This window comes from Streptomyces sp. NPDC037421, assembly GCF_055602105.1.
In genome coordinates this window covers 399,465-422,213 of sequence record NZ_JBVJWV010000002.1, presented here as the reverse complement: position 1 = coordinate 422,213, position 22,749 = coordinate 399,465, and the positions used below count along the sequence as shown (strand labels likewise).

Below are 22,749 nucleotides of genomic sequence, written 5' to 3'. Positions count from 1 at the left end.
GGGCGTCCCGGGCTAGCCCCCTCAGACCATATCGGCCGCCTCCGCCCCCCCCTCCCCCCCCCCCCCCCCCCCCGGCCCGGGTCAGGCCCGGGCGCGGCGCCGCCGGGCGACGATGGCGCGGGTGACCACCGGCGGGAGCAGGTCCTTGGCCAGCCTGCGCCAGCGCACGCCCGGCCGGGGCGCGGGCTTCGGGGCGGGACGGGCCGGGGCGGGCCCGGGGGCCGGCGGGTGCAGCAGCTCCGGCGCGGGCGGCGCCGAGACCCCCTCGTCGCCGACGCGCACCAGCGGCTTGCCGTCGATGACGTCCACGCCGTGCCACAGGTCGGTACGGCCCTCCAGCCAGGTGCGCAGCGCCGCCTGCCAGGGCGCCGGGTCGCCCCAGGTCGCGTACAGCTTCGAGGCGGACACGGCGATCAGGTGCAGCTCGCCGGTGGCCACGGCGGCCCAGACGGCGGCGGCGACACCGGGGCAGTGGGCGGAGCGGTAGTCGTCGAAGACCACCACGGCGTCGGGGGTGGCGACGATCCGCGAGGAGGCTATGTCCTGTACGACGTGCTCGTGGAGGTGGGAGGCGTCGACGTGGACGAAGCGGCAGCTCCCCGGGCGCACCTTTTCGGCGACGACGGAGGTCGGGGCCTGGATGACCGTCGGCAGCGCCTCGTGGAAGGCGAGGTAGTTCGTCTCGAATCCGCGGCGGGTGAGGGTGGGGTACGAGTCCCGCACCTCCACGACGTTGGAGTCGTCGGGGGCCGGCGAGCCGAAGAGGTCGCAGACCGTGAACCCCTCGCCCTCGCGGAGGTATCCGGCGAGGAAGATCGCGCTCTTGCCCATGAAGGCGCCCAGTTCCAGGATGTCGCCCGCCACCGGCGCGGCCTCGTTCTGGCGGGTCAGGAACCAGTCGAAGAGGACCTGGTCATACGCCGAGAACCAGCCCTCCACCTCGCTGAACGCCTTGGGTGCGGGCGGTGCGGGCGGCTCGGGCGACCCGGCGTCGGGGGTGGTGACGGGGGTCTGCGAAACGTGCGACACGGAGAGTCATCCTCCAGCGGAACGGCATCGGTCCAACTCTGACACCCGGCAGGGTATGCAGACCCTAAACCCCCGAACAGGCTTATGGCGAGAACTCGTTGCCTTGATCGTCCCGGCTCAGGAGGTGGCGCGCCGGTCCAGTCTCCGGGCCGCCTCGTTGCGCACGCGCCGGGTCCGCCCGGAGGCGGCCAGCAGGGCCAGCGCCTCGTCCGGGGCCGGTGACCGGGCCGCGGTGCGCTGGCACCAGTCGGAGGCGGCGGCCAGTTCCGCGCGCGACCACTCCCCGCCCGCCTCGACGGCCTTCAGCAGGGTCCACTCGCGCAGCCGCCGGGCCGGGAAGGCGTGGCCGTCGAGTGCGGGGCGCAGGGCGCGGGCCCACTCGTGGAACGCGGCTCCGGGCAGCAGCCGGACGGCGCGGCGGTCCAGGTGGGTCACCACCGCGCTCTGCGCCATCACCGGGTCGCGGTCGCGCAGCACCTCGGCCACCACCGCGGCCTCGCCCGCCACGCCGGCCGCCCCGGCTGCGGCGAGCCGGTCGAGGTGGCGGGCGTACCGCCACCGGTCGGTGGCGACGGCCTGCTCCGGCGGCCGGGCCGTGGTCGTCGGGCCGGCCGCCGCCGCGCGGCGTATCTGGTGTCCTGGGCTCCCCATGGCACATATTCCACACGACCGCCCGGCACGGGCCCGGGCCGGGGGGGTGGGGTCAGTGGGGCAGGCCGGCGCCGACCTGCTCGAAGTAGAAGGACTTGATGAAACAGTCGCGGGGCTGCCCGATGGCGAAGAAGACGCAGTCCACCAGGGACTGCGCGGTGAGCGGGTCCTGTGCGGTGCGCGGGGCGTTCTCCCAGGCCGGCGACAGCGGATCGTGGTTGTCGAAGTCCGGGGGGTAGAGGGAGATCACGCGGACGCCCTGGCCGCGCAGCCGGCGGGAGAGGCTCTCGGTGAACCCCGCCTGGGCGCTCTTGGCCGCGTAGAAGGCGTCGTGCGCGTCGGAGCGGTGGTTCCCGGCCTCGCCGCAGCCCGAGACCATGGTCACGATGTCCGGCTTGCCGGACTTCAGGAGCAGGGGGAGGAAGGCCCTGGTCACCAGGACGGTGCCGGTGGCTCCCGAGGCGAGGGTGTCGACGACGTCCTCGTCGGAAGCGGAGAGCAGGTCCGTCCCGTGCTGGTAGCGGGAGCCGTTGTTGACCAGGACGTCCACGTGGCCCGCGCGGGCGGCGACGGCCCCGGCGAAGCCGCGCACGGAGGCCGGGTCCGTGAGGTCGCAGGCGTAGGCGTGGACACGGGCGGCGTCGTGGCCCTGGGCGACGATCTCCTCGCGGACCCGCTCGGCGCCCTCCGCGGTGCGGGCGGAGAGGTGGACCTCGGCGCCCCGTGCGGCGAAGCTGAGGGCGAGGGTCCGCCCGAAGTCGCGCCCCGCCGCGGTGATGACGACGCTGTGGTGCTCAAGTGCCATTGCTGTCACGCCTCCTGGTGTGTGGTTCATACACGCGAACCCGCCCGTCGATCAAGAAATTCCGGTCCGGAGGGTTCGAGTCGAGGAGCCCGGCGGGGGAACCCGGCCGGCGTGGCGGGGCCGCCCCCGCCGCCCTATCCTGAAAAGGGATCTCCGCGCCCGTCGGCCCGCGTCCCGTTCCCGGGAGATCGGGCCCCGGCGTCCGAACGCCGATGCCGCGGCCCACCGGCCCCGCGGGTGACCGTCCGCCGTCTCCGTCGTGAGGGAAGCCGGTCCCCATGGATCTCAACACCATCACCGAAGTCGTCCGCCGCCCCTCGGGCCACCCGGGCGCGATCTGGCGCGAAGGCGACGCCTGGCTCGCCGGCGGGACGTGGCTCTACTCGGCGGAGCAGCCGCACCTGCGGCGCCTGATCGACCTGACGGCGCTGCCCTGGGAGCCCCTCGTCCCCGGTGACGCCGGCCTGGAGATCGGCGCGACCTGCACCGTCCGCGACCTGTACGCGTTCCGGCCACCGCCCGAGTGGACCGCGGGGGGACTGATCCCGACGGCCTGCGAGGCGTTCCTGTCCTCGTTCAAGGTCTGGAACGCCGCCACCGTCGGCGGCAACATCTGCATGTCCCTCCCGGCCGGCCCGATGATCACGCTCACGGTCGCCCTGGAGGCCCGGTACGAGCTGTGGGCCGCCGACGGGTCGGTGCGCACCGTCGACGCCCTCGACTTCGTGACCGGCAACAACCGCAACGTCCTCGCCCCCGGGGAGCTGCTGCGCCGGGTCGACGTCCCGGCGCACGCCCTCGGCAAGCGCGCCGCGCACCGCCGCTTCACCCTCACCCGCCTGGGCCGCTCGACGGTCTTCCTGATCGGCACGCACGCCCCCGGGACGGACAACCTGCTGCTCACCGTGACCGCCGGGACCACCCGGCCCGTACGGTTCGCCTTCGACCACATGCCCGACGCCCTGACCCTGCGGCAGAGCATCGACGCCATCCCCGCCGACGTCTGGTTCGCCGATCCCAACGGGACCCCCGACCACCGTAGGCACCTGACACGGCACTTCGCCGAAGAGATCCGGCGCGAACTCATCGCTGGGGGCCCGGCATGACCTACCTCGTCAACGGCAAGGACTTCGCGCAAGAACCGGCTCCCGGCCAGTGCCTGCGCACCTTCCTCCGCTCCCTCGGCCACTTCGGCGTCAAGAAGGGCTGCGACGCCGGCGACTGCGGCGCCTGCACGGTGTGGCTGGACGGCGTTCCCGTGCACAGCTGCATCACCCCCGCCTTCCGCGCGGAAGGCCGTGCGGTGACCACGGTCGAGGGGCTCGGATCACCGGGCGACCTGCACCCGGTCCAGCGGCGGTTCCGCGACGCCCCGGGCTTCCAGTGCGGTTTCTGCACCGCCGGGATGATCATGACCTCGGCGGCCTTCACCGAGGCCCAGAAGGCCGACCTGCCCAGGGCCCTGAAGGGCAACCTGTGCCGCTGCACCGGCTACCGGGCCATCGAGGACGCCGTGAAGGGCGTCGCCCACGTGGAGACGGCCGCGCCGGGCAGGGCGGTCGGGACGAGCGTCGGCGCCCCGGCGGCCGAGGACGTGGTGACCGGGCGCGCCGAGTTCACGATGGACACCCGCATGGAGGGCATGCTGCACCTCAAGGTGCTGCACTCGCCGCACGCCCACGCCCGGATCGTCTCCATCGACAAGAGCGCCGCGCTCGCGGTCCCCGGCGTGCTCCGCGTCTACTCCTGGCAGGACGTCCCCCGCAGGCGCTTCACCACGGCCATCCACACCGACCACCTCGTCGATCCGGACGACACGTACATCCTCGACGACACGGTCCGCTTCGTCGGCCAGCGCGTCGTGGCGGTCCTGGCCGAGACGCCCGGCGCGGCGGAGGAGGGCTGCCGGAAGGTGGCCGTGGACTACGAGGTGCTGCCGGCGGTGTTCGACCCGGAGCAGGCCATGGCCGACGGTGCGCCCCAACTGCACGGCTCGGAGGACCCGTTCGTCCGCGACAGCGTCCACAACCTGCTGCTGGAGATCCATTCGCACATCGGCGACGTCGAAGCCGGTTTCGCGGCGGCCGACGTCGTCCACGAGGGCACGTACTTCTCGCCGCGGGTGCAGCACGCCCACCTGGAGACCCACGGCTCGATCGCGTGGATGGAGGACGGCCGGCTGATCGTCCGCACCAGCTCCCAGTCCCCGTCGATCGCGAAGGTCAAACTGGCCTACCTGTTCGCGCTGCGCCCCGACCAGCTGCGCGTGTTCTGCAAGCGCGTGGGCGGCGGGTTCGGCGGCAAGCAGGAGGTCATCTCGGAGGACCTGGCCGCGCTGGCCGCGCTCGACACCGGCCGGCCCGTCTGTTACGAGTTCACCCGCGAGGAGGAGTTCACCACCGCCTCCCCGCGGCACCCCATGAAGCTGACGGTCAGGCTCGGCGCGAAGGCCGACGGCACGCTCACCGCCTTCCAGGTGCGCAACATGTCCAACACCGGCGCGTACGGCAATCACGGCGGCGAGACCCTGTACGCGGGCGGCTCCGCCGTCATGATGTACCGCTGTCCCAACAAGAAGTACGACGCCTACTCCGTGTACACCAACACCGTTCCCAGCGGGGCGCTGCGCGGTTACGGGATGACCCAGCCGGCCTTCGCCGTGGAGTCGGCGATGGACGAGCTGGCACTGGCCCTGCACATGGATCCGCTGGAGCTGCGCCGCCGCAACATCGTGCGGCCCGGCGACCCGCTCGTCGCGATGCACGACGGCCCCGACGACGTGATGTTCAACGAGGACGGGCTCGGCAAGTGCATCGACCTGGTGGCCGGCGCCCTGGCCCGTACGGCGGACCAGCCCGCCCCCGGCCCCGGATGGCTCGTCGGGACCGGCGTGGCGAGCTCGCTGCACGAGACGGCGCCCCCGACCGAGCACATCTCCGAGGCCTGGATCACCCTCGGTGACGACCTCGTGTACGAACTGGCCGTCGGGACGGTCGAGTTCGGCGAGGGCACCTCCACCGCGCACGTCCAGATCGCGGCCAACCAGCTGGGCACGACGCCCTCGCGGATCCGCCTGGTGCAGTCCGACACCGACCGTACGGGCTTCGACACCGGAGCCTTCGCCAGTGCCGGGCTGTTCGTCGCGGGAAACGCGGTGCTGCGGGCGGCCAACGCGATGCGCGACCGGATCCTGGAGTTCGCCGCCGCGCACACCGGCGTCCACGTGGTGATGTGCACGATGGAGGACGACCACGTCGTCTGCGGCGACGACCGCGTCCCGCTGGCCGAGCTCGTCGCCCTGGCCCGGTCCCGCGGCATACGGTTCACGGCGGCCCGCAAGGCGTACGGCTCGCCCCGCAGCGTCACCTCCAATACCCACGGGTTCCGCATCGCCGTGCACCCGGTGACGGGCGAGATCCGGATCCTCTACAGCGTGCACGCGGCCGACGCCGGCGTGCTGATCAACCCCGAGCAGGTCCGGGGCCAGGTGGACGGCGGCGTCACGCAGGGGATCGGGTTCGCGCTGACCGAGAACTTCATGGTCGACGCGGGCGGCACCATGGCCAACCCGAACCTGCGCAACTACCGCATCCCGACCTACGCCGACGCACCGCGCACCGAGGTGCTCTTCGTGAGCTCGGCGGACTCGGTCGGGGCCATGCACTCGAAGGGCATGGCGGAGTGCTGCATCAACCCGGTGGCCCCGGCCCTGGCGAACGCGCTCCGCGACGCCACCGGAGTCCGCTTCCGCGAACTGCCCCTGACCCCGGAGCGGATCTACAGCCGGCTGGGTGAGAGCAGTCCGGCCCCGACGGGTCCGAGACGATGAGCACCGGCGCGCAGGCGGACGCCTCGGCCACGGTGATCATCGGCCGGAAGGTGCTGCCCGGCAGGGAGCGGGAGTACGAGGAGTGGCAGAACGGGGTCAACTCCGCCGCGGCCGACTACCCCGGGTACCTCGGTGCCGAGGTCTCCCCGCCGACGCCGCTGCAGCCCGAGTACGTGATCGTCTACCGGTTCGACTCGATCGCCCACCTCCAGGCGTGGATGAACGGGGCGACGCGGCAGCGGCTCCTCGGCGTCGGCGAGAAGTACTTCGACGGTCCCGCGACCCAGCAGGTCATCAGCGGCGGCTCGCAGCCGACGGACCCGCTGGTGACCGTCGTGGTCACGCACCGCGTCCGCCCGGACCAGGTCGACGACTTCCTCGCCTGGCAGCACCTCATGAAGCAGGAGGAGAGCAAGTTCGAGGGCTTCCGGGGCAGTGAGGTCTTCCGCCCGGTCGAGGGCCTCCAGGAGGACTGGACCACCCTGTACCGCTACGACAACGCCGAGCACCTCGACGCCTGGCTGACCTCGGCGAAGCGGCAGGAGGTGCTCGCCGAGGGCCAGAAGTTCAACGACTTCAAGCTGCGCACCATCGACAATTCCTTCGGCAGCTGGTTCGCCTTCGCGGAGAACGGCAGGGAGGCGCCGCCGCCCTCGGACACCAAGACCTCCGTCGCCGTCTGGGTCGGCCTGTACCCGACCGTGGTGCTGCTGACGCTCGCCCTGTCGCCGCTGAAGATGCCGCTGTGGCTCGGACTGCTGGTGGGCAACCTGCTGTCGAGCTTCATCATGAGCTTCCTGACGATGCCCCATTACGTGAACCCGCTGCTCAGGCGGTGGCTGCGGCCGTCGGCGAACGAACCCCCGGCACGGACCAACCTCATCGGACTCGGGATCGTCGCGGTGGTGATGGTGTTCTGGGTGCTCGTGTTCTACCTCGTGACGACCCGGATCTGGTCACTCCCCTGAACCCGGCCTGCCCGGATCGGGCTCGGGCAGCGGTGCGCCGGTCTCCAGGAGCGTCTTGATGCTGGAGACGAGCATCGGCCAGGCGGCGGAGCACATGCCGATGAGGGTGCCGCCCGGGGTGAAGCCCTCGTGGCGGACGGTGAGCCGGGCGAGGGTGTCCCCGACCGGCTCGATCTCGTACGTCACCCTCGTGCGCGGCTCGGCCGCCAGCTCGGCCCGCAGCTCCTCGGCGATCCCGACGGAGTCCGCCCACTGGGTGCTGAAGGTGTGCCAGGTGTAGGAGAGCCGGCGGTCCGGGACGCATTCGAGCACGACCTGCTCGGGGTCGCTGGTGCGGGTCCCGCGCTCGACCCAGTCCATCGTCGAGCCCACCGCCCAGTCCGTCTCGAAGGTCAGGTCCCAGTAGCGGCGGGTGTACGCCGGGGCGGTGAGGGCCTGCCAGACCCGGGCGGGGTCGGCCTGGATGTACACGGTGTAGTCGATCACGCTGTCGCTCATGGCCCCATGCTGCGGGACCGGCCGCCGCGCGCCCGGCATTGGCGGGCCGGGCATCGGCCGGCCGGGCCCCTCACCAGCGCAGCCCCTGCTCGGGGAGTTCGGCGGGCGGGGTGCGCAGCGGGGCGGGCAGGCCGAGCTGGGTGCGGGCCGCGTGCACGGCGGCGAGCTCGTCCCGCCCGGCCGGGCCCCAGTCGCTGAGCTCCCGTACCTGCTCGGGGGTGGCCAGCAGCCGGGCGTACGCCGGGTCCGCGGCCGGGGACAGCGACGTGAGCCGGGCCGCCGTACGGGCCAGGGCGCCCCGGTCGGCGTACCGGTAGCCGAGCGGCAGCGCCCCGACGGCGGGCTCCGCCCGGGGGGCGGGAAGGTGCGCGGCGCCGGTGGCGCGGGCGACCAGCAGCAGCACCCGGCCGTCGGGGGCGAACAGCCAGCCGGTGTGGTCCCGTACGGGCAGGTGGGCGGGGACGGGGCCCGGGTGCCAGGTGCCGTGCTGGGGGGTGCGCCGGCTGCGCAGGACCCCGAGGCGGTCCAGGGCGGTGGGGCTGGTGGGGCGGCCGTCCTCCAGCAGGGCGGGGCCGGCTCCGTTGATCCGGGCGCGGAGGGCGGACAGGGCGCGGCGGGCGTCGCCGGGGTCCATCAGGGAGGGCAGGTCCGCGGGCTCGGCGAAGTCGATGCCGGTGATCTCCTGGGCGGGCAGGCGGACGGACCGGATGCGCTCGGGGGTCCAGGTGCCGCCGTCGTAGACGTGCAGGATCTCGCCGGGGAAGTGCATCTCGGGCGGGATCCCGGGCACGTCGGCGGGGATCCAGTCGACGGCGAGCCCGCGCGGGTAGTGGCCGTCGACGCCGAGTTCCTCGCGCATCTCGCGGGCCGCGGCCGCCGAGGGCGCCTCCCCCGCGTCCACCGCGCCGCCGGGGAGCAGCCGGTCGGGGCGGTAGTCCACGGTCTGGACGAGGACCCGCCCGTCGGGGTCGGTGACGAGGACGGTCGCTCCGGTCCAGAGGGCGGCGCGCGAGGCCCCGTACTCCGCCGGGGTCATCCAGGTGCCCGCACGTCCGGGGTCGTCGGTCAGCTGCGGCATCGGTACTCCGTTCACCGTGGGTGGACCAGCCGCCTGTGCAACAGCGGGCCGGGCCGCCGGGTTACGGCGGTTCCCCCGGCACCGCCGGATCGCCTTTGCCGCCCCCGTACCTCCTTATTGCCGCGTTATGTCGATCTTGCTACGTTCCGTGCTGCGGACCTGCGGTGTGAAAGCGGCCGGTCCGACCACGTACGCTCACCCGTCCGTGTGAGCGGGCGCGACCTCCGGCGCCCGGTTGCGGCAGGGTGGGCGGATGCCGTCGCGCCGGACCCTGCCGCTGCCCCTGTCCTTGTGCCTGCTGCTCGCCGTGCTGGTGCCAGCCACCGGGTGCGTGACCGTCCGGGCGCCGGACGGGGCGCCCGGGCCCGCGCCGGCCCGTACCGTGTGGGCGCCCCGGCAGCCGGTGGTGGGGGGCCTGCCGCTGGGGCCCGCCCCGGATCCGGTGGAAGTGTCCGCGCCGCCCGTCGGGGCGGCCGCCCCCGCCCCGCGGGCCGATGCGCCGCCGCCCGCCGCCCCGCGCCGGCCCGCGCCCCGCTCCGACGACGGCCCGCCCCGCCGCCCCGCCGCGGACAGGCCGGCCCGCCCGGCACACCGCGCCCCCGCCCCGAAGCCCCGCAAGCGGCAGCCCGCGCGTCCCGCGCCCCGTCCCGCGCCGCAGCGCTCGTACGACATGAGCCACCTGTGCGAGGCCGCCCACGGGGTGGTGGACCCGGCCATCGTCGCCATGTGCCGCTGAGCGGGCGGCGCCGGGACCGACCCGCCCGGAACCGGTCGGGTCCGGAATGCATCCTTGAACATGTTCAATGATCATCGTTCGGGGAGTTCCCTTGTCCACTCGACGCGGAAAAGCCGTGGTCGCCCTCGCGGCCGGCGCACTGCTGGCCGTGCTCTCGTACGCCGGCTGGTTCCTGTACCGGGCCGACCTCGAAATGACCGGGAAGGCACCGGTGCCCTGCGGCGAGGCCGTCCGCTTCCTGCACGCCGCCGCCCTGCCGGAGAACGCCCTCAAGAAGCGGTGCACGGGCGGACAGTGGCAGACCACCTGGTACACCGTGGACTTCCGGACCTCGCGGGCGGAGGCCGAAGCGTGGCTGCGCTCCGCCTACCCCGGGGCGGAGATGCGCCACGGCTGCGCGGACGCCGACGTCTGCTCGTCCCCGCAGGTCCGCGGAGACGGGGGCCACGACCTCGCGGACCACGTCCGCGTCGAGATCGGCTCCGAGGAGGACGGCCTCGCACTCGTGCGTGTCTCCGGGGGGACGACGACCTGACCGGGCCCAAATCGGGTGGATGCTCCGGGTCCGGATACCTAGAGTGACCTGGCACCCCGTCACCCGAGCTGGAGCCGATCATGCGTACGCACTACCCCCGCACGGCGCACCTGCCGTGGTCCCCCGGTGCCACGGCGGACGACGTGCGCGTCGGCGGGACGTCGGCGCTGGCCGGGCGCGAGGTGGTCGTCACCGAGAAGCTCGACGGGGAGAACACCACCCTCTACGCGGACGGGCTGCACGCCCGGTCCCTCGACTCCGCCCACCACCCGTCCCGCGCCTGGGTCAAGGGCCTCCAGGGCCGGATCGGCGCCGCGATACCGGCCGGCCTGAGGGTGTGCGGGGAGAACCTGTACGCCCGCCACTCCCTCGCCTACGAGGAACTCGACAGCTGGTTCTACGGGTTCTCGGTGTGGGACGGCGACCACTGCCTCGACTGGGACCGCACGCTGCGCTTCCTCGGCCGGCTCGGCGTTCCCGCACCGCGCGTCCTGTGGCGCGGGGTCTACGACGAGCGGCTCCTGCGCAGGCTGCGGATCGACACCACCCGCCAGGAGGGCTACGTCGTACGGACGACGGCCGGCTTCGACCGCGCGGACTTCGGGCGGTACGTGGCCAAGTGGGTGCGGGGCGGGCACGTGCGGACCGACACGCACTGGATGTACGCACCCGTCGTGCCCAACGGGCTCGGCCCGGCCGCTCCGCTGTGGGCGGTCCGCTCCGGCTCCGAGCCGGACCCGTCCGGGCTGCTCGCCGCCCTCGGAATGCCGGAGCCGGCCGACGCGGTCGCGGAGCGCGCCGTCGCCGAGGTCACCGCCCGGCTCGACGGCGCCGGCCGCACCGGGGAGGCCCGGCTGGCCGGCGTACTGGCCGCCGCGCTGCACCGCGAGAACCGGGCCGCCCTCGGGGCGCGGCTCGCCCCGGGACCGCTCGGGATGCGGACGGCGCGCCGCGTGGCCGACCTGGTCGGGCTGTACCCGGCGCTGCGGCGGCCGTTCCCGGAGGAGGAGCGGCGGGCCGGGCTGGTGCGGATGGCGGCGGCCGCCGACCTCGGGGTGCTGCACGCGCTGGCCGCGGGCCTCCCGGCGACGCCCGGGGAGCTGGAGTGCGCCGAGTGGTCGGCGCTGTGCGCCGAGGAGGCCGGCCTGCTCGGCCCGGACCCGCTCGGCGGGCTGCGGGCCGGCCTGCGCGAGGCCCTCGACGGGCTGGACGCGGACGCCGCCGACCGCTGCTGGGCCGAGGCCCGTGAGGCGTTCGGGCGGGGCTCGCTCTCCACGGCCGAGGAGGCGGTGGCCGCCACCTGGCGCTGGCGGGACGGGTCGGCGTACCCGCGCCTGGTGCAGCTGTGCGGGCCCTCGGGCAGCGGGAAGAGCACCTTCGCGCGGACCCTGCCCGGGGTGGACGCGTACATCGCCCTGGACGACCTGCGCGAGGCCCGGGGGGCGCGCGCCGACCAGCGGGCCAATCCGGAAGTGCTGCGCGATGGCCTGGAGCGGCTGGACCGGGCCCTGGCCGCCGGGGGCACGGTGGTGTGGGACGCCACCTCCCTGACCGAGCAGCAGCGCGGCCTGGCCGGTGCGGTCGCGCGGCGCCGCGACGCGCTGGTCACCCGGGTGGTGGCACTGGTCGGGGAGGCGGAGCTGGCGCGGCGCAACGCCGTGCGCCCGCATCCGGTGCCGGAGGCCGTACTGGCCGCGCAGCTGCGGCGGTTCAGCCCGCCGTACCCCGGCCAGGCGCACCGCACCCGGTACGTCGGGGCGGCCGGCACGATCGAGGACACGACGGGCTCCCTCCGGGACGCCGGCGAGGGGGACGACGTCTGATGCGTACCAGCGAGCAGCTCTACCACCAGGTCCGCTGGGACCCCCGGTTCGACCCGGCGCGGTTCACCCTCGGCCTGCTGCAGCGCGGGGCCGCGCCCAAGCGGATACCGCTGCCCTCCTTCGTGCCGGGGGGCGACATCCCCTGGCACCGGGTGCTGTTCGTCGAGGCGGACGGGGAGCTGGTGTGGGACCGGGCCACCGGCGTCGACCGGATCGACTCGACGCTCGCCGGGCGGGTGCGGGAGCAACGGCTGCTGAGCGCCCCGTTCTTCACCGCCCGCGCCCCGCACGCCTGGGATCCGGCGGCCGGCGGCTGGCGGCCCGTGCAGGCCGGGCCGGCCGCGCGCCCTCCGGCGAGCGTGCGGCTGCTGACCTGGAACACCCTGTGGGACCGCTACGACGCCCCGCGCATCGCCACCGCCCGGCGCAGGCCGATGCTGCTGGCCGACCTGGCGGTGGCCGACGCCGACGTGATCGCCCTCCAGGAGGTCGAGCCGGCGCTGCTGGCTCTGCTGCTGGCCGAGCCGTGGGTGCGCGCCGGGTACACCCTGGGCACCGATCCGAGGGGTACGGACGTGGCGGACAACGGGCTGTTGCTGCTGAGCCGGCTGCCCGTGCGGGAGGCGGGGCTGCACGCGCTGCGCCCGCACAAGGCGGTCACCGCCGTCACCGTGGACACCGCGGGCGGCCCGCTGGTCGTCGCCGCGACGCACCTGACCAGCGACCACACCGAGAACGGGGCCGGCCTGCGGGAACGGGAACTCGCGCGCCTCGCCGAGGGGCTGGGCGGGATCGACGCCGGGGTCGCGCTGCTCGGCGACTTCAACGACGGCCGCTCCGGGGCCGAGGGCCCGGCCGCCGCGCTCGGGCTGCGGGACGCGTGGACCGAGGTGCACGGGCCGGGGGACGACACCCCGACCTTCGACCCGGGGGCCAATCCGCTGGCGGCGGTGGGCTCGCTGTCGGGGCGGGCGGCCCGGCTGGACCGGATCCTGCTGCGCCCCTCGGGCGGCGCCCGGGTGCGGTCGGCGGGGCTGCGGGGTGACGCGCCGGGGCCGGAGGGGCTGTTCGTCTCCGACCACTTCGGGGTGGAGGCCACCGTGGAGTGCGCGGCACCGGACGCGGCGGCGGACACGGGGGCCGCGCGGTGCGGCGTACCGGCGACGGCCCGGACGGCCGTGGCGTGGCTGGCACCGCAGGACCCGGTGGTCGGGGAGCTGCGCGGGGCGCACGACCCGGGGGCCGACCGCTGGCCGGCGCACGTGAACCTGCTCTTCGGCTTCGTGCCGGAGTCCTCCTTCGGGGAGGCGCTGCCCCTGCTGGCGGAGGTCGCGGCGGGCACCGGGCCGTTCACCGCCCGGCTGGAGGGGGTGCACTCCTTCGGGCACCGGGACGACGCCACGCTCTGGCTGGACCCGGCGGCGGGCGCGGAAGGCGACGCGCCGTGGCGGGAGCTGCGGCGCGCCCTGGCCGACCGGTTCCCGGGCTGCCGGGGGCGCGCGGAGGGCTGGACCCCGCACCTGACGCTGGGGCGCAGCGCGGATCCGCGGCGGGCGGAGCGGGAGTTCTCCGAGCGCCTGGGGCCGGGCGGGCGTACGGAGCGGGTCGGGGAGCTGGCGGTGCTGTCGCGGCGCGGGGACGGGCCGATGCGGGTGCGGGCGGTGGTGGAGCTGGGGACCGGTGCGGTGCGCCTGCCCCGGCCGGAGGCGCCGGAGGCGCCCGACGAGGTACCGGGGGCCGCGGAGGAGCTCGCGGCGCGGATCGCGGCGGCCCTGCCCGGGGGCCTGGTGCGGACGGCGGGGTCGCGCCGCATGGGCTGCGCGCTGCCGGGGGCCGATCTGGACCTGGTGGCCGTGCTGCCCGGGCCGGCGGACACGGCCGGGGTGCGGGCGCGGGTGGCGGCAGCGCTGCCGGGGGCGCGGCGGCTGCGGGAGGTGACGGGCGCGCGGGTGCCGGGGCTGCGGCTGCACGCGTCCGGGCTGGACGTGGACCTGGTGCTGGTCGGTGCCGGGGCGCTGGACCCGGCGCAGGCCGTGGCCCGGCGGGCGGAGCTGGGCGAGGCGGCGGCGGTGGCGCTGAGCGCGCTCGAAGACGCCGACGCGGTACGGGAGTCCGCGGGCGCGGAGCACGCCGCCTTCGCCGGGCTGGCGCGGGAGGTCAAGGCCTGGGCGCGGGCGCGCGGGCTGGACTCGGCGCCGTTCGGGGGGCTGCCGGGGCTGGCCTGGGCGGTCCTCGCGGCGCGGACCGTCCGGGAGGCCGTGGACCGCTCCCCGGCCGCGCTGCGGCGGGAGTTCTTCGGGACCTGGGCGGCCTGGGACTGGAGCGAGCCGGTGTCCCTGCTCCCGCCGGAGGGGGCGGGACGCTCCCCGGCGGGCCCCTCCGCCTCGCCGTCACCGTCACCGTCGCCGTCACCGTCGCCGTCGCCGGATCCGGTGACGGTCCTGACCCCGCGGGCGCCGGTGCGGAGCTGCACCGCGCAGGTGGGGCCGGGGATGCGGGACCTGCTGGTCCGGGAGCTGTACCGGGCGTGGGAGGTGCTGGAGGCGGATCCGGAGGGCCTCGGCCGGCTGACGGCGCCGCCGCCGCTGCACCGGCGGCACGCGGCGTGGGCGGTGGTGACCGTACGGGCCGGTGCGGCCGGGGAGTTCGAGGAGCGGCTGGGCCGGGCGCGCGGCCGGCTGCGTGCCCTGCTCGCCGGGTTCCCGGACGCTCATGCCTGGCCCCGCCCGTTCGAGCGGACCGCCACCCTGGCCCGCTTCGCGGTGGGCCTGGGCCCGGTCCCGCCGGACGCCGCCGCCCTGTCGGCCCTGGCCGCGCCGTGGGCGGCGGCCTTGCCGGGGGTGGAGGTCGCGTGGGCGGCGTCGGGCGAGGTGCCCGACCTGCGCTGAGGGGCGGCCCTGCCGGGTTCACACCTCGATGACGATCTTCCCGGCCGTGTGGCCCTCCTGGTTGAGGGCGAAGGCGGCCGCGAGTTCGGAGAGGGGAAAGGTCTCGGCGACCGTGACCTCCAGGCGGCCCTCGTCGGCGAGGCGGCCCAGGGCGGCGAGGTCCGCGGAGTCGGGGCGGACCCAGATCCACTGGCCGCCCGCCCCCAGGACCGTGTGGTCGGCGATGGAGGCGTGGCGTCCGCCGTCGGCGAGGACGGCCCGGGTGACGTCGAGGACGCCCCCGACGAAGTCGGCGACGACGGTGACGCCCTCGGGGGCCAGCGCGCGGACGCGTTCCGTCAGGCCGTCCCCGTAGGCGACGGGTTCGCAGCCGAGGCCGCGCAGCCGGTCGTGGTTGCGCGGGGAGGCGGTGCCGATGACCCGGGCGCCGAGGGCGCGGGCGATCTGGACGCCGAGGGAGCCGACGCCGCCCGCCGCCCCGTGGAGGAGGACCGTGTCGCCCCCGCCGGTGCCGAGGCGGGTGAGCAGCTGGTACGCGGTGAGGCCGGCCAGCGGCAGGCCCGCCGCCTGCCGCCAGTCGAGCGAGACGGGCTTGGCCGCGAGGCAGCGTACGGGGACGCTGACGAACTCGGCGAAGGTGCCGCCGTGCACCCAGTCCTTGCGGGCGTACCCCATGACCTCGTCGCCCACCGCGAACTCGGGGGCGTCGATGCCGACGCACTCGACGGTGCCGGCCACGTCCCAGCCCGGGACGACGGGGAAAGCGGCGTCCATCAGGCCGTCGAGCCCGCCTGCCATGATCTTCCAGTCGACCGGGTTGACCGCCGCGCAGCGGACCCGGACGAGGACCTCACCGGGGGCGACCTTGGGCACGGGCAGCCGGGTCTCGGCGAGCACCTCCGTCCCGCCGTACGCCCCGTACGCCATGGCCCGCATGGTGCCTTCGGTGTCCTGCGACATGGATGCGGCCTCTCCGTCTACCCGAACCGGTGGAAATCACCCCTTCTCCATCCCACCACGGAAGGCCTCCCGCACCGCTGACCGCAACGCCGCCGCCCGCCCGGGCCGTGCGGCACCCGGTCACTCGTACTCGGTGCCGCCCTTGCGCGTCAGGTAGGCCGGGCTGACCGCCTTCGCGATGGCCCGCCCGCCGGTCACGGGGCTGTACCGCTCGGCCGCCGGCCGGATGACGACGCCCTCGCGCAGGTGCAGGTTCCGCCCGGAGACCGTCTCCCGGCCGCTCGCCAGCTCCAGTACCGCGTCCAGGGCGTACGGCCCCTCGAAGAGCCGGGGCACCAGCGGGAGTTCGCCGTCCCGGAACACCTCCTCCGGGTCCAGCCAGCGCACCTGGCCGTCGATCTCGGCGGACACGTCGAAGACGGCGTATCCGGGCGGCGCGTCGGCCGTCGCGGCCGGGACCCCGTACGCCAGGTCCTGCACCCCGGCCCCGTACACCTCGCCGAAGACGCCGACCCGGCTCGCGCCCAGCCGTTCGGCCAGCCGGGCCGCGGCCTCCGCCACGCCGTGGCCGCGTACCGCGCGCCAGTAGACGTTGCGCTCGTCCTCCTTGAGGGCCAGTCCCTTGGCGCCGACCCCCTTGGAGGAGACGAGGACCCGCCCCTCCCCGGCCACGCAGGTCAGCAGGCAGGCCGTGCCGTGGAGCTTCTCCGTCAGGACGACGGGCTCCCCCTCCTCGAAGATCCCCGGGTAGCGCTGGAGGTTCTCGATGTCCACCCAGGGCAGCAGGTCGGGCGCGGTCTCGACTTCGCCGGCCATCGTGGTGGGGACGGGCGGCGACCATTTGACGATGCCCAGGGCCTCCGCGAAGTCGGTGCCCTCCTCGGCCGCGAGGGCCAGGTCCACGCCGGCCAGGGCGCGGGGCCGGCAGACCAGGCCCTGCGAGAGCTCCCCGCGCAGCCGGACCGCCTTGACCCGGTCCTTGGAGCTTCCGGCCAGCCGGCCCGTCAGGCCCAGCTCCTCGATCAAGGAGGCGGGGAGGACGGCCTGTTCGGGTATGTAGAGGGCCAGGTCGCCGGTGCGGTAGGCCCCCTTGGCGACGACGGCCCGGTACAGGCCCACTTGGGCCAGCTCCAGGGCGTCGGCGTCGGGGTGGTCGTGGACGGTCAGCTCTTCGACGGTGACACGCAGGGTGGACATCGGCGCCTCCTGGGACGCGGGAACGGGATCGGACTCACCGGCTACTCTCGGGGCCGCCATTTCCGCTGGTCCAGCGGGTTTCGGGGTGTTAGCCTGCGCCGCGCGAGCGGTATCAGCCGTTCCCCGTGCGGAGGTTCACATGTCGCGTCGTCCCGTCACCGTCGTCACCGGAGGCAGCCGCGGGATCGGCGCGGCGACCTGCGTGCGCCTCGCCGCCGAGGGGCACGACCTGGTGCTCGGCTACGCGCGCGACGGGGCGGCCGCCGAGGCCGCCGCGGAGCGCGTACGAGCGGCCGGCGCGCGGTGCGTGACGGTACGCGGTGACACCTCGCGGGAGGACGCGGTGGAGCGGCTCTTCGACACCGCCGGGGCGGAACTGGGCCCGGTCACCGGGCTGGTGAACAACGCCGGGGTGACCGGCCCCCTGGGCCGGCTCGCCGACGCCCGGACCGAGGACCTGCGGCGGGTGGTGGAGGTGAACCTGCTCGGGTACCTGCTCTGCTGCCGGCGGGCCGCCCGGGACATGGCGGAGGCGGGCGGCGGGGCCATCGTGAACGTCTCCTCGGCGGCCGCGACGCTGGGCAGCCCCGGGGACTACGTCCACTACGCCGCGACGAAGGCGGCCGTCGACGCGCTCACCCTGGGCCTGTCCAAGGAGCTGGGTCCGGACCGCATCCGCGTCAACGGGGTCGCGCCGGGCATCATCGAGACGGACATGCACGCGGCGATGGGCGACCCCGACCGGCCCGCGAAGGCGGCCGCGGGAATCCCGCTGGGGCGCCCGGGGCAGCCGGAGGAGGTCGCCGGGGCCATCGCCTGGCTGCTGTCCGAGGACGCCTCGTACACGACGGGGGCGGTGCTGCGGGTCTCCGGCGGGCGGTGACCCGGGCCGCCCCGGGCTCCGGCCGGCGCCTCCGCCTCCGCCTTCTCCTCCGCCTCAGCCGAAGGCCGCCTGGGTGGCCGGGCCGTAGACGCCGCTCGGGTCGCCCTTGATGTCCCGGTCCCGCTGGAGCTGCGCGACGCCGCGCTTGGTCTGTCCGTCGTACACCCCGGTCACCCGGACGTACGTGAACCCCTGCCCGTACAGCCGCTCCTGGAGGGCGCTGACCTCGGGCCCCTTGTCTCCCGGGCGCAGCGTCCCGGAGGAGCCCGGCTGCTTCGAGGGCTTGCCCGGACCCTGGGTCGCGGGCTTCGCCGAGGACGGGGGCGCGGAGGGGGACCGGGTGGCGGCGGAGGCCGAGGGCTTCACGGTGGCCGTCTGGCTCCGCACCTCGGCGTCCCCCGCGCCCGGGCTGCGGGCGGGCAGCGCGGGCAGGGCCAGGTCGGGGCGGGCCGAGGCCTGCGGGGACTCCGGTTCGGGCCCGCTCATCAGGTACACCACCGCGCCCGCCCCGGCCAGCGCCAGCAGCGCGAGGGCGGCGGGCGCGAGCCGGGTGCCCCGCCGCGCGGGTGCGCGGCCGGATGCCCCGGCGACCGGACCGGCCGGGGGCGCGGGCGGCATGACCGGCAGGGGCTGCGTCGTCTCCTCGGGCGGCTCCGGGAACGCCGGCCCGGACGGCCAGGCGGGGTACGCCGAGCCGTACGGATCCTCGGAGACGGCGACGTAGGGGCGTATGAAGTGGCGGTCGTCGGGCTCGGGCCCGTTCTCATCGGGGTATGGGGACACGATTGTCTCCGGGCGCGGACGGGGGCCGGTGCGGCGGTGCGGAACCGGCCCCCCTCCAGCCGGTCAGGCCCTGCGCCGCCGGGCGGCGCGGGCCGTGCCCGCCCCCGGGGACGGCACGGTCAACGGGGCGCGGGCGGATATCGGCATGTGGGACTTCTCCGAAGTGGGGCTCGTTCGGTGGCTCTTGAGCGGACTCTTTCCGTCCGCGACCGCTTCGTCAAGCCGGGTGTCCGTTCCGCCCCATCCATCCGTTCTGCTCCGACGCCGGACCGGCAAGGGGGGCGGGGGCCGCCGGCTGGTGGTCCGGGACCCCGCCGGCGGGGTCCCGGTCCCGTTCCCGGCGGGACGTGGCCGCCACCGTCAGGGCGGCCGCCAGCATCAGCACCGCGCCGGTGAGCGGGGCCGCCGGCACGGAGACGCCGTCCACCGCGAGCCCGCCGGCGAGGGCGCCCGCCGCGATGGCGAAGTTGAACATGGCCACCATCAGGGAGGAGGCCGCCTCGGCGGCCCGGGGCGCGGCCTGGAGCATCCAGCGCTGCAGGCTGACGGAGACCCCGCCGTAGACCAGGCCCCAGAGCAGCAGCAGCGCGGTCCCGGCGACGGCTCCCGGCACGACGGCGATCAGCGCCAGTACGGCGGTGAGGGTGGCGCTGACGGTGAGCAGCGTACGGCGGGCGTCGCGCGGCCCGGCCAGGAAGTTGCCCGCGACCCCGGCGAGGCCGTAGCCGAGGAGCAGGGTGCTGACCAGGCCGGGGCCGACGCCGGAGACGTCCCGCAGGACGGGCCGGACGAAGGTGTAGGCGGCGAACTGGCCGGTCACCACCAGGAAGGTGACGACGACTCCGGCCCGGACCCCTCGGTTGCGGCGCAGCAGGGCGGGCAGTTCGCGGAAGGCGACGGGCCCGGACGGGGGCAGTGCGGGGAGCAGCAGGAGCAGGGCGGCGGCGGTGAGGGCGCCGAGGACGCCGACGGCCCCGAAGGCGGTGCGCCAGCCGCCCAGTTCGCCGAGGAGGGTCCCCGCGGGGACGCCGAGCACGGAGGCGGTCGGAACCCCGCCGAAGATCAGGGCCGTGGCCCGGCCGACGTGGTGTCCGGGGACCAGCCGGACGGCAAGCCCGCCCGCGATGGCCCAGAATCCGCCGACGCTGATGCCGACGAGCAGCCGGGCGGCCAGGACCACCGTGAAGTCCGGGGCGAAAGCGGCGGCGAGGTTGGCGGCGGCCATCAGGGCGATCAGCGTGCAGAGCACGTACCGCCGGTCCATCCGGGCGGCGCCGACGGTGACGAGGGGCGCGCAGAAGCCGGCGACGAGCCCGGGGACGGTGACCATCAGCCCGGCGGTGCCGTCGGAGACCCCGAGCGCGGCGCCGACGGGGGTGAGCAGCCCGATGGGCAGCAGCTCGGAGGTGATCAGGCAGAAGATCCCCAGCGAGACGGCCGCCACGGCCGCCCATCCCTTGAGGGGGCTCCGCCCTGAGGGGGGCGGCTCGGCGGGCGGGGCGGGTTCGGGAACACTGGACGCGGCTGGTTCGGTCATGCTCGGCACTCCGTACGGCAGGCGGGCGGACGGTTGGCGGTCCCCCGGACGGAGTCCGGGGAGGGGCACGGCGGCACCGGACCCCGGGGGTCGCGCCTCCCCCGTCGCCCGCACTGCCGTGCCGTGCCGATCGCGTTCCCGCCCATTCTGCGACCGCTGGGGCCGTTTCCGGCCACCCCTTGAAGGATCGATTCGGCAACACCCGGCCCGGTCTCCGGCGTCACCCGGACGCGTGAGCCCCCGGATCCGAGCGGCTCGGGACTACGGCATGGTGGTCGGATGCAGTTACGCCGGGCCGCCCTGCCCCTCTCCCTCCTCGCGCTCTTCGCGAGTGCCGGCTGCGTGTCCGTGGGCCCGGAGTCCGGCGGCCCCGGCCCGCCACGGGGCCCCGTACCGCCCGCGGACGCGCCGGACGCGCCTGACGCCCCCGACACCCCGGACGTCACCGGCGCGCGCCACGCCCACGATCCGCCGCCGGAGCCGCCCCTGCCGCTGGGCGAGCTCCCGGAGCCCGGGGCGGCGGCCCCGGAGCCGGGACCGCCGGTGCCGCCGCCCGCCCGCCGGGCCCGGCCGCCCGCGCAGCGGCCCGCCAAGCCCGCCGCGCCCCGGCACGCACGGCCCCCCGAACGGCCCGCGCCGCGGGTGCCGCGGGTGCCGCGCGGCGAGGAGCTGTGCGAGGCGGCGGAGGGGGCGGTCCCGCCGTCGATCGTGGACCTGTGCGTACGCCAGTACGGCCGCTGACCGGACCGGATCTCCCGGCCGGGCAGACTTGACCCTCACACCGTGTCAGGCCGTGCACTGGAGGGCGTCATGTTCACCATCGGAGACTTCGCCAAGCACGGCCGGGTGTCGGTCCGCATGCTGCGCCACTACGACGCGCTCGGACTGCTGCGCCCGGCGCGTGTCGACCCCGTGACCGGCTACCGCGCGTACGAGGCGGGCCAGCTGGCCCGCCTCAACCGCGTCATCGCGCTCAAGGAGCTCGGCTTCAGCCTGGAACAGGTCGGAGCGGTGCTCGACGAGAAGGTCGGCACGGAGGAACTGCGCGGGATGCTGCGGCTGCGCCGGGCGGAACTGGAGACGGCCGCGGCCGAGGCTGCGGCCCGCCTGGTCCAGGTCGAGACGAGGCTCCGGACCATCGAGAGCGAGGGAACCATGCCCGCAGACGAGATCGTCGTGAAGAGCCTGCCGCCGGTGCGGCTGGCCGAACTGACCGGGGTCGCCGCGAGCTACGCCCCGCAGGACATCGGACCGGTCATCGGTCCTCTGTACGAGGACCTGTGCCGCCGCGTCGAGACCGCCGGGGTGGTTCCGACCGGTCCGGGTCTGGCCTACTACGAGGAGGCTCCGGGCGGCGAGCCCGGATCGGTCCTGGTGCACGCCGGGCTCCCGGTGGCGTCGGCGGTCCTCGCCGGGGACCTCGGGGCCGGGGTGCGGATCGTCGAACTGCCCGGGGTCGAGCGCGCGGCGACCGTGGTGCACCGGGGCGCGATGGACGGCGTACTGCCGACGGCGCAGGCCCTGGCCCGGTGGATCGACGCGAACGGCCACCGCTCGGCCGGCTACGCCCGCGAGCTGACCCTGGCCTGCCCCGAGGACGGGGACCAGTGGGTCACCGAGCTCCAGGAGCCGCTGGCCTCCTGAGGGCGCGGCCGCGGTCGCGGACGGCCGCGCAGCGCCGGGCGGTGCCCCGGCGGGCCGTCCGCAGCCGGCGCACCGCCCCGTGCCCGCGCCGGCTCCACTCGGCGCGGGGCAGGCCGGCGCGCTGTCCGCCGCCGGTGATCAGGGCGTTGACGGGGGCGTGCGGGTCGGCGGCGACGCCCTTGGCGATCAGCACGCCGACGACGAGCGGGACCAGCGCGACCGCGAGCGCGGAGCCGGCGGCGGTCACGTGCCCGAGGCGCGGGCGGGGGGCTGCGGGTGCCGAGGTGTTCATGCCGTCATTCCAGCAGCGGCGCCGCGGCAGCGGATCGGGGCGGATACTCAGTCCGCCCGGCACGGGTACTCAGACGGTGGAGGACGGCGGTGGAGAGGGAACCCCAGGGCTTCGAACCCGCGACCGGCGACGGTCCAGCGGCGCCCGGCGCGGGCCGGGCGGCCGAGGTGCGCACGGCGTACGAGGGCCTGTTGCAGATCCGCCGGCTGCTGGCCGGCGGGCCGGGGGTGCCGGCCCCCTGGGAGCTGCGGCTGATGCCGCGCGCGGTGGCCCTCGTCCTGGAGGCGGCCGGCTTCCCGCCGTCGGCGGTGGACACCGCGGGGCGGCGGACCCGGACCGGCTACCGGGTGACGGCCGGCGCGGACCGGGTGGAGGTCGGCTGGACCGGCCCGGCCGGGGGCGGCGCGGCCGGGGAGGAGCAGGAACGCCTGAAGGCCTGCGCGGCGGAACTGGAACGGCACGGCTGGGACTGCCTCCTCTACCGCGGACCCCGCGGCCGCCGCTTCCTGGAGGTCGGACCCCGCCAATGATCCGGGACACGGGATTCCCGGCACGGACGTCTCCGGCCTGCCGTGACGCGGCAGGCCGGAGACGAGCGCGGAGCCGGTTGCGG

The 22,749-nt window shown here is 75.7% G+C and carries 21 protein-coding genes; 11 read left to right on the top strand and 10 right to left on the bottom strand.

All coding sequences use genetic code 11. The annotated features are described in order from the left end of the window. Positions 1 to 81: 81 nt before the first annotated feature. From ACZ7IF_RS05390 to ACZ7IF_RS05380, 3 genes are all read right to left on the bottom strand, one after another. Positions 82 to 939 (bottom strand): class I SAM-dependent methyltransferase, encoded by an 858-nt coding sequence (locus ACZ7IF_RS05390; protein ID WP_470963505.1) that lies wholly within the window; start codon positions 937 to 939, stop codon positions 82 to 84. Between the two features lie 207 nt (positions 940 to 1,146). After that, entirely contained in the window at positions 1,147 to 1,680 is a 534-nt protein-coding gene (locus ACZ7IF_RS05385) for a hypothetical protein (protein WP_470963352.1), read from the bottom strand. 52 nt (positions 1,681 to 1,732) lie between these two features. Next, positions 1,733 to 2,485 (bottom strand): SDR family oxidoreductase, encoded by a 753-nt coding sequence (locus ACZ7IF_RS05380; protein WP_470963349.1) that lies wholly within the window; start codon positions 2,483 to 2,485, stop codon positions 1,733 to 1,735. A 278-nt stretch (positions 2,486 to 2,763) separates the two neighbouring features. Here ACZ7IF_RS05380 and ACZ7IF_RS05375 point away from each other — a divergent pair, with 278 nt between their 5' ends. Genes ACZ7IF_RS05375 through ACZ7IF_RS05365 form a run of 3 tightly spaced genes read left to right on the top strand, consistent with a single transcriptional unit; the run spans position 2,764 to position 7,282 of the window. Further along, positions 2,764 to 3,591: an FAD binding domain-containing protein gene (locus ACZ7IF_RS05375; RefSeq protein WP_470963346.1), complete on the top strand. Its 828-nt coding sequence runs from the start codon at positions 2,764 to 2,766 to the stop codon at positions 3,589 to 3,591. Next, on the top strand, positions 3,588 to 6,314 hold the full coding sequence (locus tag ACZ7IF_RS05370; protein WP_470963343.1) for a molybdopterin-dependent oxidoreductase: 2,727 nt from the start codon (positions 3,588 to 3,590) through the stop codon (positions 6,312 to 6,314). Before ACZ7IF_RS05375 ends, ACZ7IF_RS05370 begins: the two co-directional genes overlap by 4 nt. After that, positions 6,311 to 7,282, top strand: a complete 972-nt coding sequence (locus ACZ7IF_RS05365) for an antibiotic biosynthesis monooxygenase (protein WP_470963341.1) — start codon at positions 6,311 to 6,313, stop codon at positions 7,280 to 7,282. The genes ACZ7IF_RS05370 and ACZ7IF_RS05365 overlap by 4 nt, the downstream gene beginning before the upstream one ends. On the opposite strand, the gene ACZ7IF_RS05360 is transcribed toward ACZ7IF_RS05365, so the two are convergent. Then, the gene (locus tag ACZ7IF_RS05360; RefSeq protein WP_470963338.1) at positions 7,271 to 7,780 is read right to left on the bottom strand and encodes an SRPBCC family protein; all 510 of its coding nucleotides are present in this window, start codon (positions 7,778 to 7,780) and stop codon (positions 7,271 to 7,273) included. The two genes, ACZ7IF_RS05365 and ACZ7IF_RS05360, sit on opposite strands and share 12 nt — an antisense overlap. A 70-nt stretch (positions 7,781 to 7,850) precedes the next feature. Beyond that, a complete protein-coding gene (locus ACZ7IF_RS05355) occupies positions 7,851 to 8,858 on the bottom strand; it encodes an NUDIX domain-containing protein (protein ID WP_470963335.1) in 1,008 nt (335 codons plus the stop codon). Positions 8,859 to 9,111: 253 nt separating this feature from the next. Between ACZ7IF_RS05355 and ACZ7IF_RS05350 the strand changes: the two genes are divergently transcribed. The 4 genes from ACZ7IF_RS05350 to ACZ7IF_RS05335 all read left to right on the top strand — a co-directional run bounded on the left by ACZ7IF_RS05350 (position 9,112) and on the right by ACZ7IF_RS05335 (position 14,840). Beyond that, the gene (locus tag ACZ7IF_RS05350; RefSeq protein WP_470963333.1) at positions 9,112 to 9,594 is read left to right on the top strand and encodes a hypothetical protein; all 483 of its coding nucleotides are present in this window, start codon (positions 9,112 to 9,114) and stop codon (positions 9,592 to 9,594) included. A gap of 91 nt (positions 9,595 to 9,685) precedes the next feature. Continuing rightward, positions 9,686 to 10,129: a hypothetical protein gene (locus ACZ7IF_RS05345; protein ID WP_470963330.1), complete on the top strand. Its 444-nt coding sequence runs from the start codon at positions 9,686 to 9,688 to the stop codon at positions 10,127 to 10,129. Positions 10,130 to 10,209: 80 nt separating this feature from the next. Beyond that, entirely contained in the window at positions 10,210 to 11,952 is a 1,743-nt protein-coding gene (locus ACZ7IF_RS05340; protein ID WP_470963327.1) for an RNA ligase family protein, read from the top strand. Further along, positions 11,952 to 14,840: a poly(A) polymerase gene (locus ACZ7IF_RS05335; protein WP_470963324.1), complete on the top strand. Its 2,889-nt coding sequence runs from the start codon at positions 11,952 to 11,954 to the stop codon at positions 14,838 to 14,840. Before ACZ7IF_RS05340 ends, ACZ7IF_RS05335 begins: the two co-directional genes overlap by 1 nt. An 18-nt stretch (positions 14,841 to 14,858) precedes the next feature. Here ACZ7IF_RS05335 and ACZ7IF_RS05330 read toward each other — a convergent pair whose 3' ends face one another. Together ACZ7IF_RS05330 and ACZ7IF_RS05325 are read right to left on the bottom strand one after the other, a co-directional pair. Next, positions 14,859 to 15,776 (bottom strand): NADP-dependent oxidoreductase, encoded by a 918-nt coding sequence (locus tag ACZ7IF_RS05330; protein WP_470963502.1) that lies wholly within the window; start codon positions 15,774 to 15,776, stop codon positions 14,859 to 14,861. Positions 15,777 to 15,920: 144 nt separating this feature from the next. Beyond that, a complete protein-coding gene (locus tag ACZ7IF_RS05325) occupies positions 15,921 to 16,997 on the bottom strand; it encodes an RNA ligase (ATP) (RefSeq protein WP_470963321.1) in 1,077 nt (358 codons plus the stop codon). A gap of 139 nt (positions 16,998 to 17,136) precedes the next feature. Between ACZ7IF_RS05325 and ACZ7IF_RS05320 the strand changes: the two genes are divergently transcribed. Next, positions 17,137 to 17,880 carry an SDR family NAD(P)-dependent oxidoreductase gene (locus ACZ7IF_RS05320; RefSeq protein ID WP_470963318.1) on the top strand — a complete coding sequence of 248 codons (744 nt, stop codon included), beginning with the start codon at positions 17,137 to 17,139 and terminating at the stop codon, positions 17,878 to 17,880. 54 nt (positions 17,881 to 17,934) lie between these two features. On the opposite strand, the gene ACZ7IF_RS05315 is transcribed toward ACZ7IF_RS05320, so the two are convergent. Further along, positions 17,935 to 18,663 (bottom strand): peptidoglycan-binding domain-containing protein, encoded by a 729-nt coding sequence (locus ACZ7IF_RS05315; RefSeq protein ID WP_470963315.1) that lies wholly within the window; start codon positions 18,661 to 18,663, stop codon positions 17,935 to 17,937. A 217-nt stretch (positions 18,664 to 18,880) separates the two neighbouring features. Beyond that, entirely contained in the window at positions 18,881 to 20,200 is a 1,320-nt protein-coding gene (locus ACZ7IF_RS05310) for an MFS transporter (protein ID WP_470963312.1), read from the bottom strand. Positions 20,201 to 20,479: 279 nt separating this feature from the next. On the opposite strand from ACZ7IF_RS05310, the gene ACZ7IF_RS05305 reads away from it, so the two are divergent. Continuing rightward, positions 20,480 to 20,941: a hypothetical protein gene (locus tag ACZ7IF_RS05305; RefSeq protein WP_470963309.1), complete on the top strand. Its 462-nt coding sequence runs from the start codon at positions 20,480 to 20,482 to the stop codon at positions 20,939 to 20,941. Between the two features lie 69 nt (positions 20,942 to 21,010). Further along, positions 21,011 to 21,844: a MerR family transcriptional regulator gene (locus ACZ7IF_RS05300; protein ID WP_470963499.1), complete on the top strand. Its 834-nt coding sequence runs from the start codon at positions 21,011 to 21,013 to the stop codon at positions 21,842 to 21,844. Here the strand turns inward: ACZ7IF_RS05300 and ACZ7IF_RS05295 are convergent. Then, a complete protein-coding gene (locus ACZ7IF_RS05295) occupies positions 21,813 to 22,136 on the bottom strand; it encodes a hypothetical protein (RefSeq protein ID WP_470963306.1) in 324 nt (107 codons plus the stop codon). The genes ACZ7IF_RS05300 and ACZ7IF_RS05295 overlap by 32 nt on opposite strands. 89 nt (positions 22,137 to 22,225) lie before the next feature. Here ACZ7IF_RS05295 and ACZ7IF_RS05290 point away from each other — a divergent pair, with 89 nt between their 5' ends. Continuing rightward, positions 22,226 to 22,666: a hypothetical protein gene (locus ACZ7IF_RS05290; protein ID WP_470963303.1), complete on the top strand. Its 441-nt coding sequence runs from the start codon at positions 22,226 to 22,228 to the stop codon at positions 22,664 to 22,666. The last annotated feature ends 83 nt before the right edge of the window (positions 22,667 to 22,749 follow it).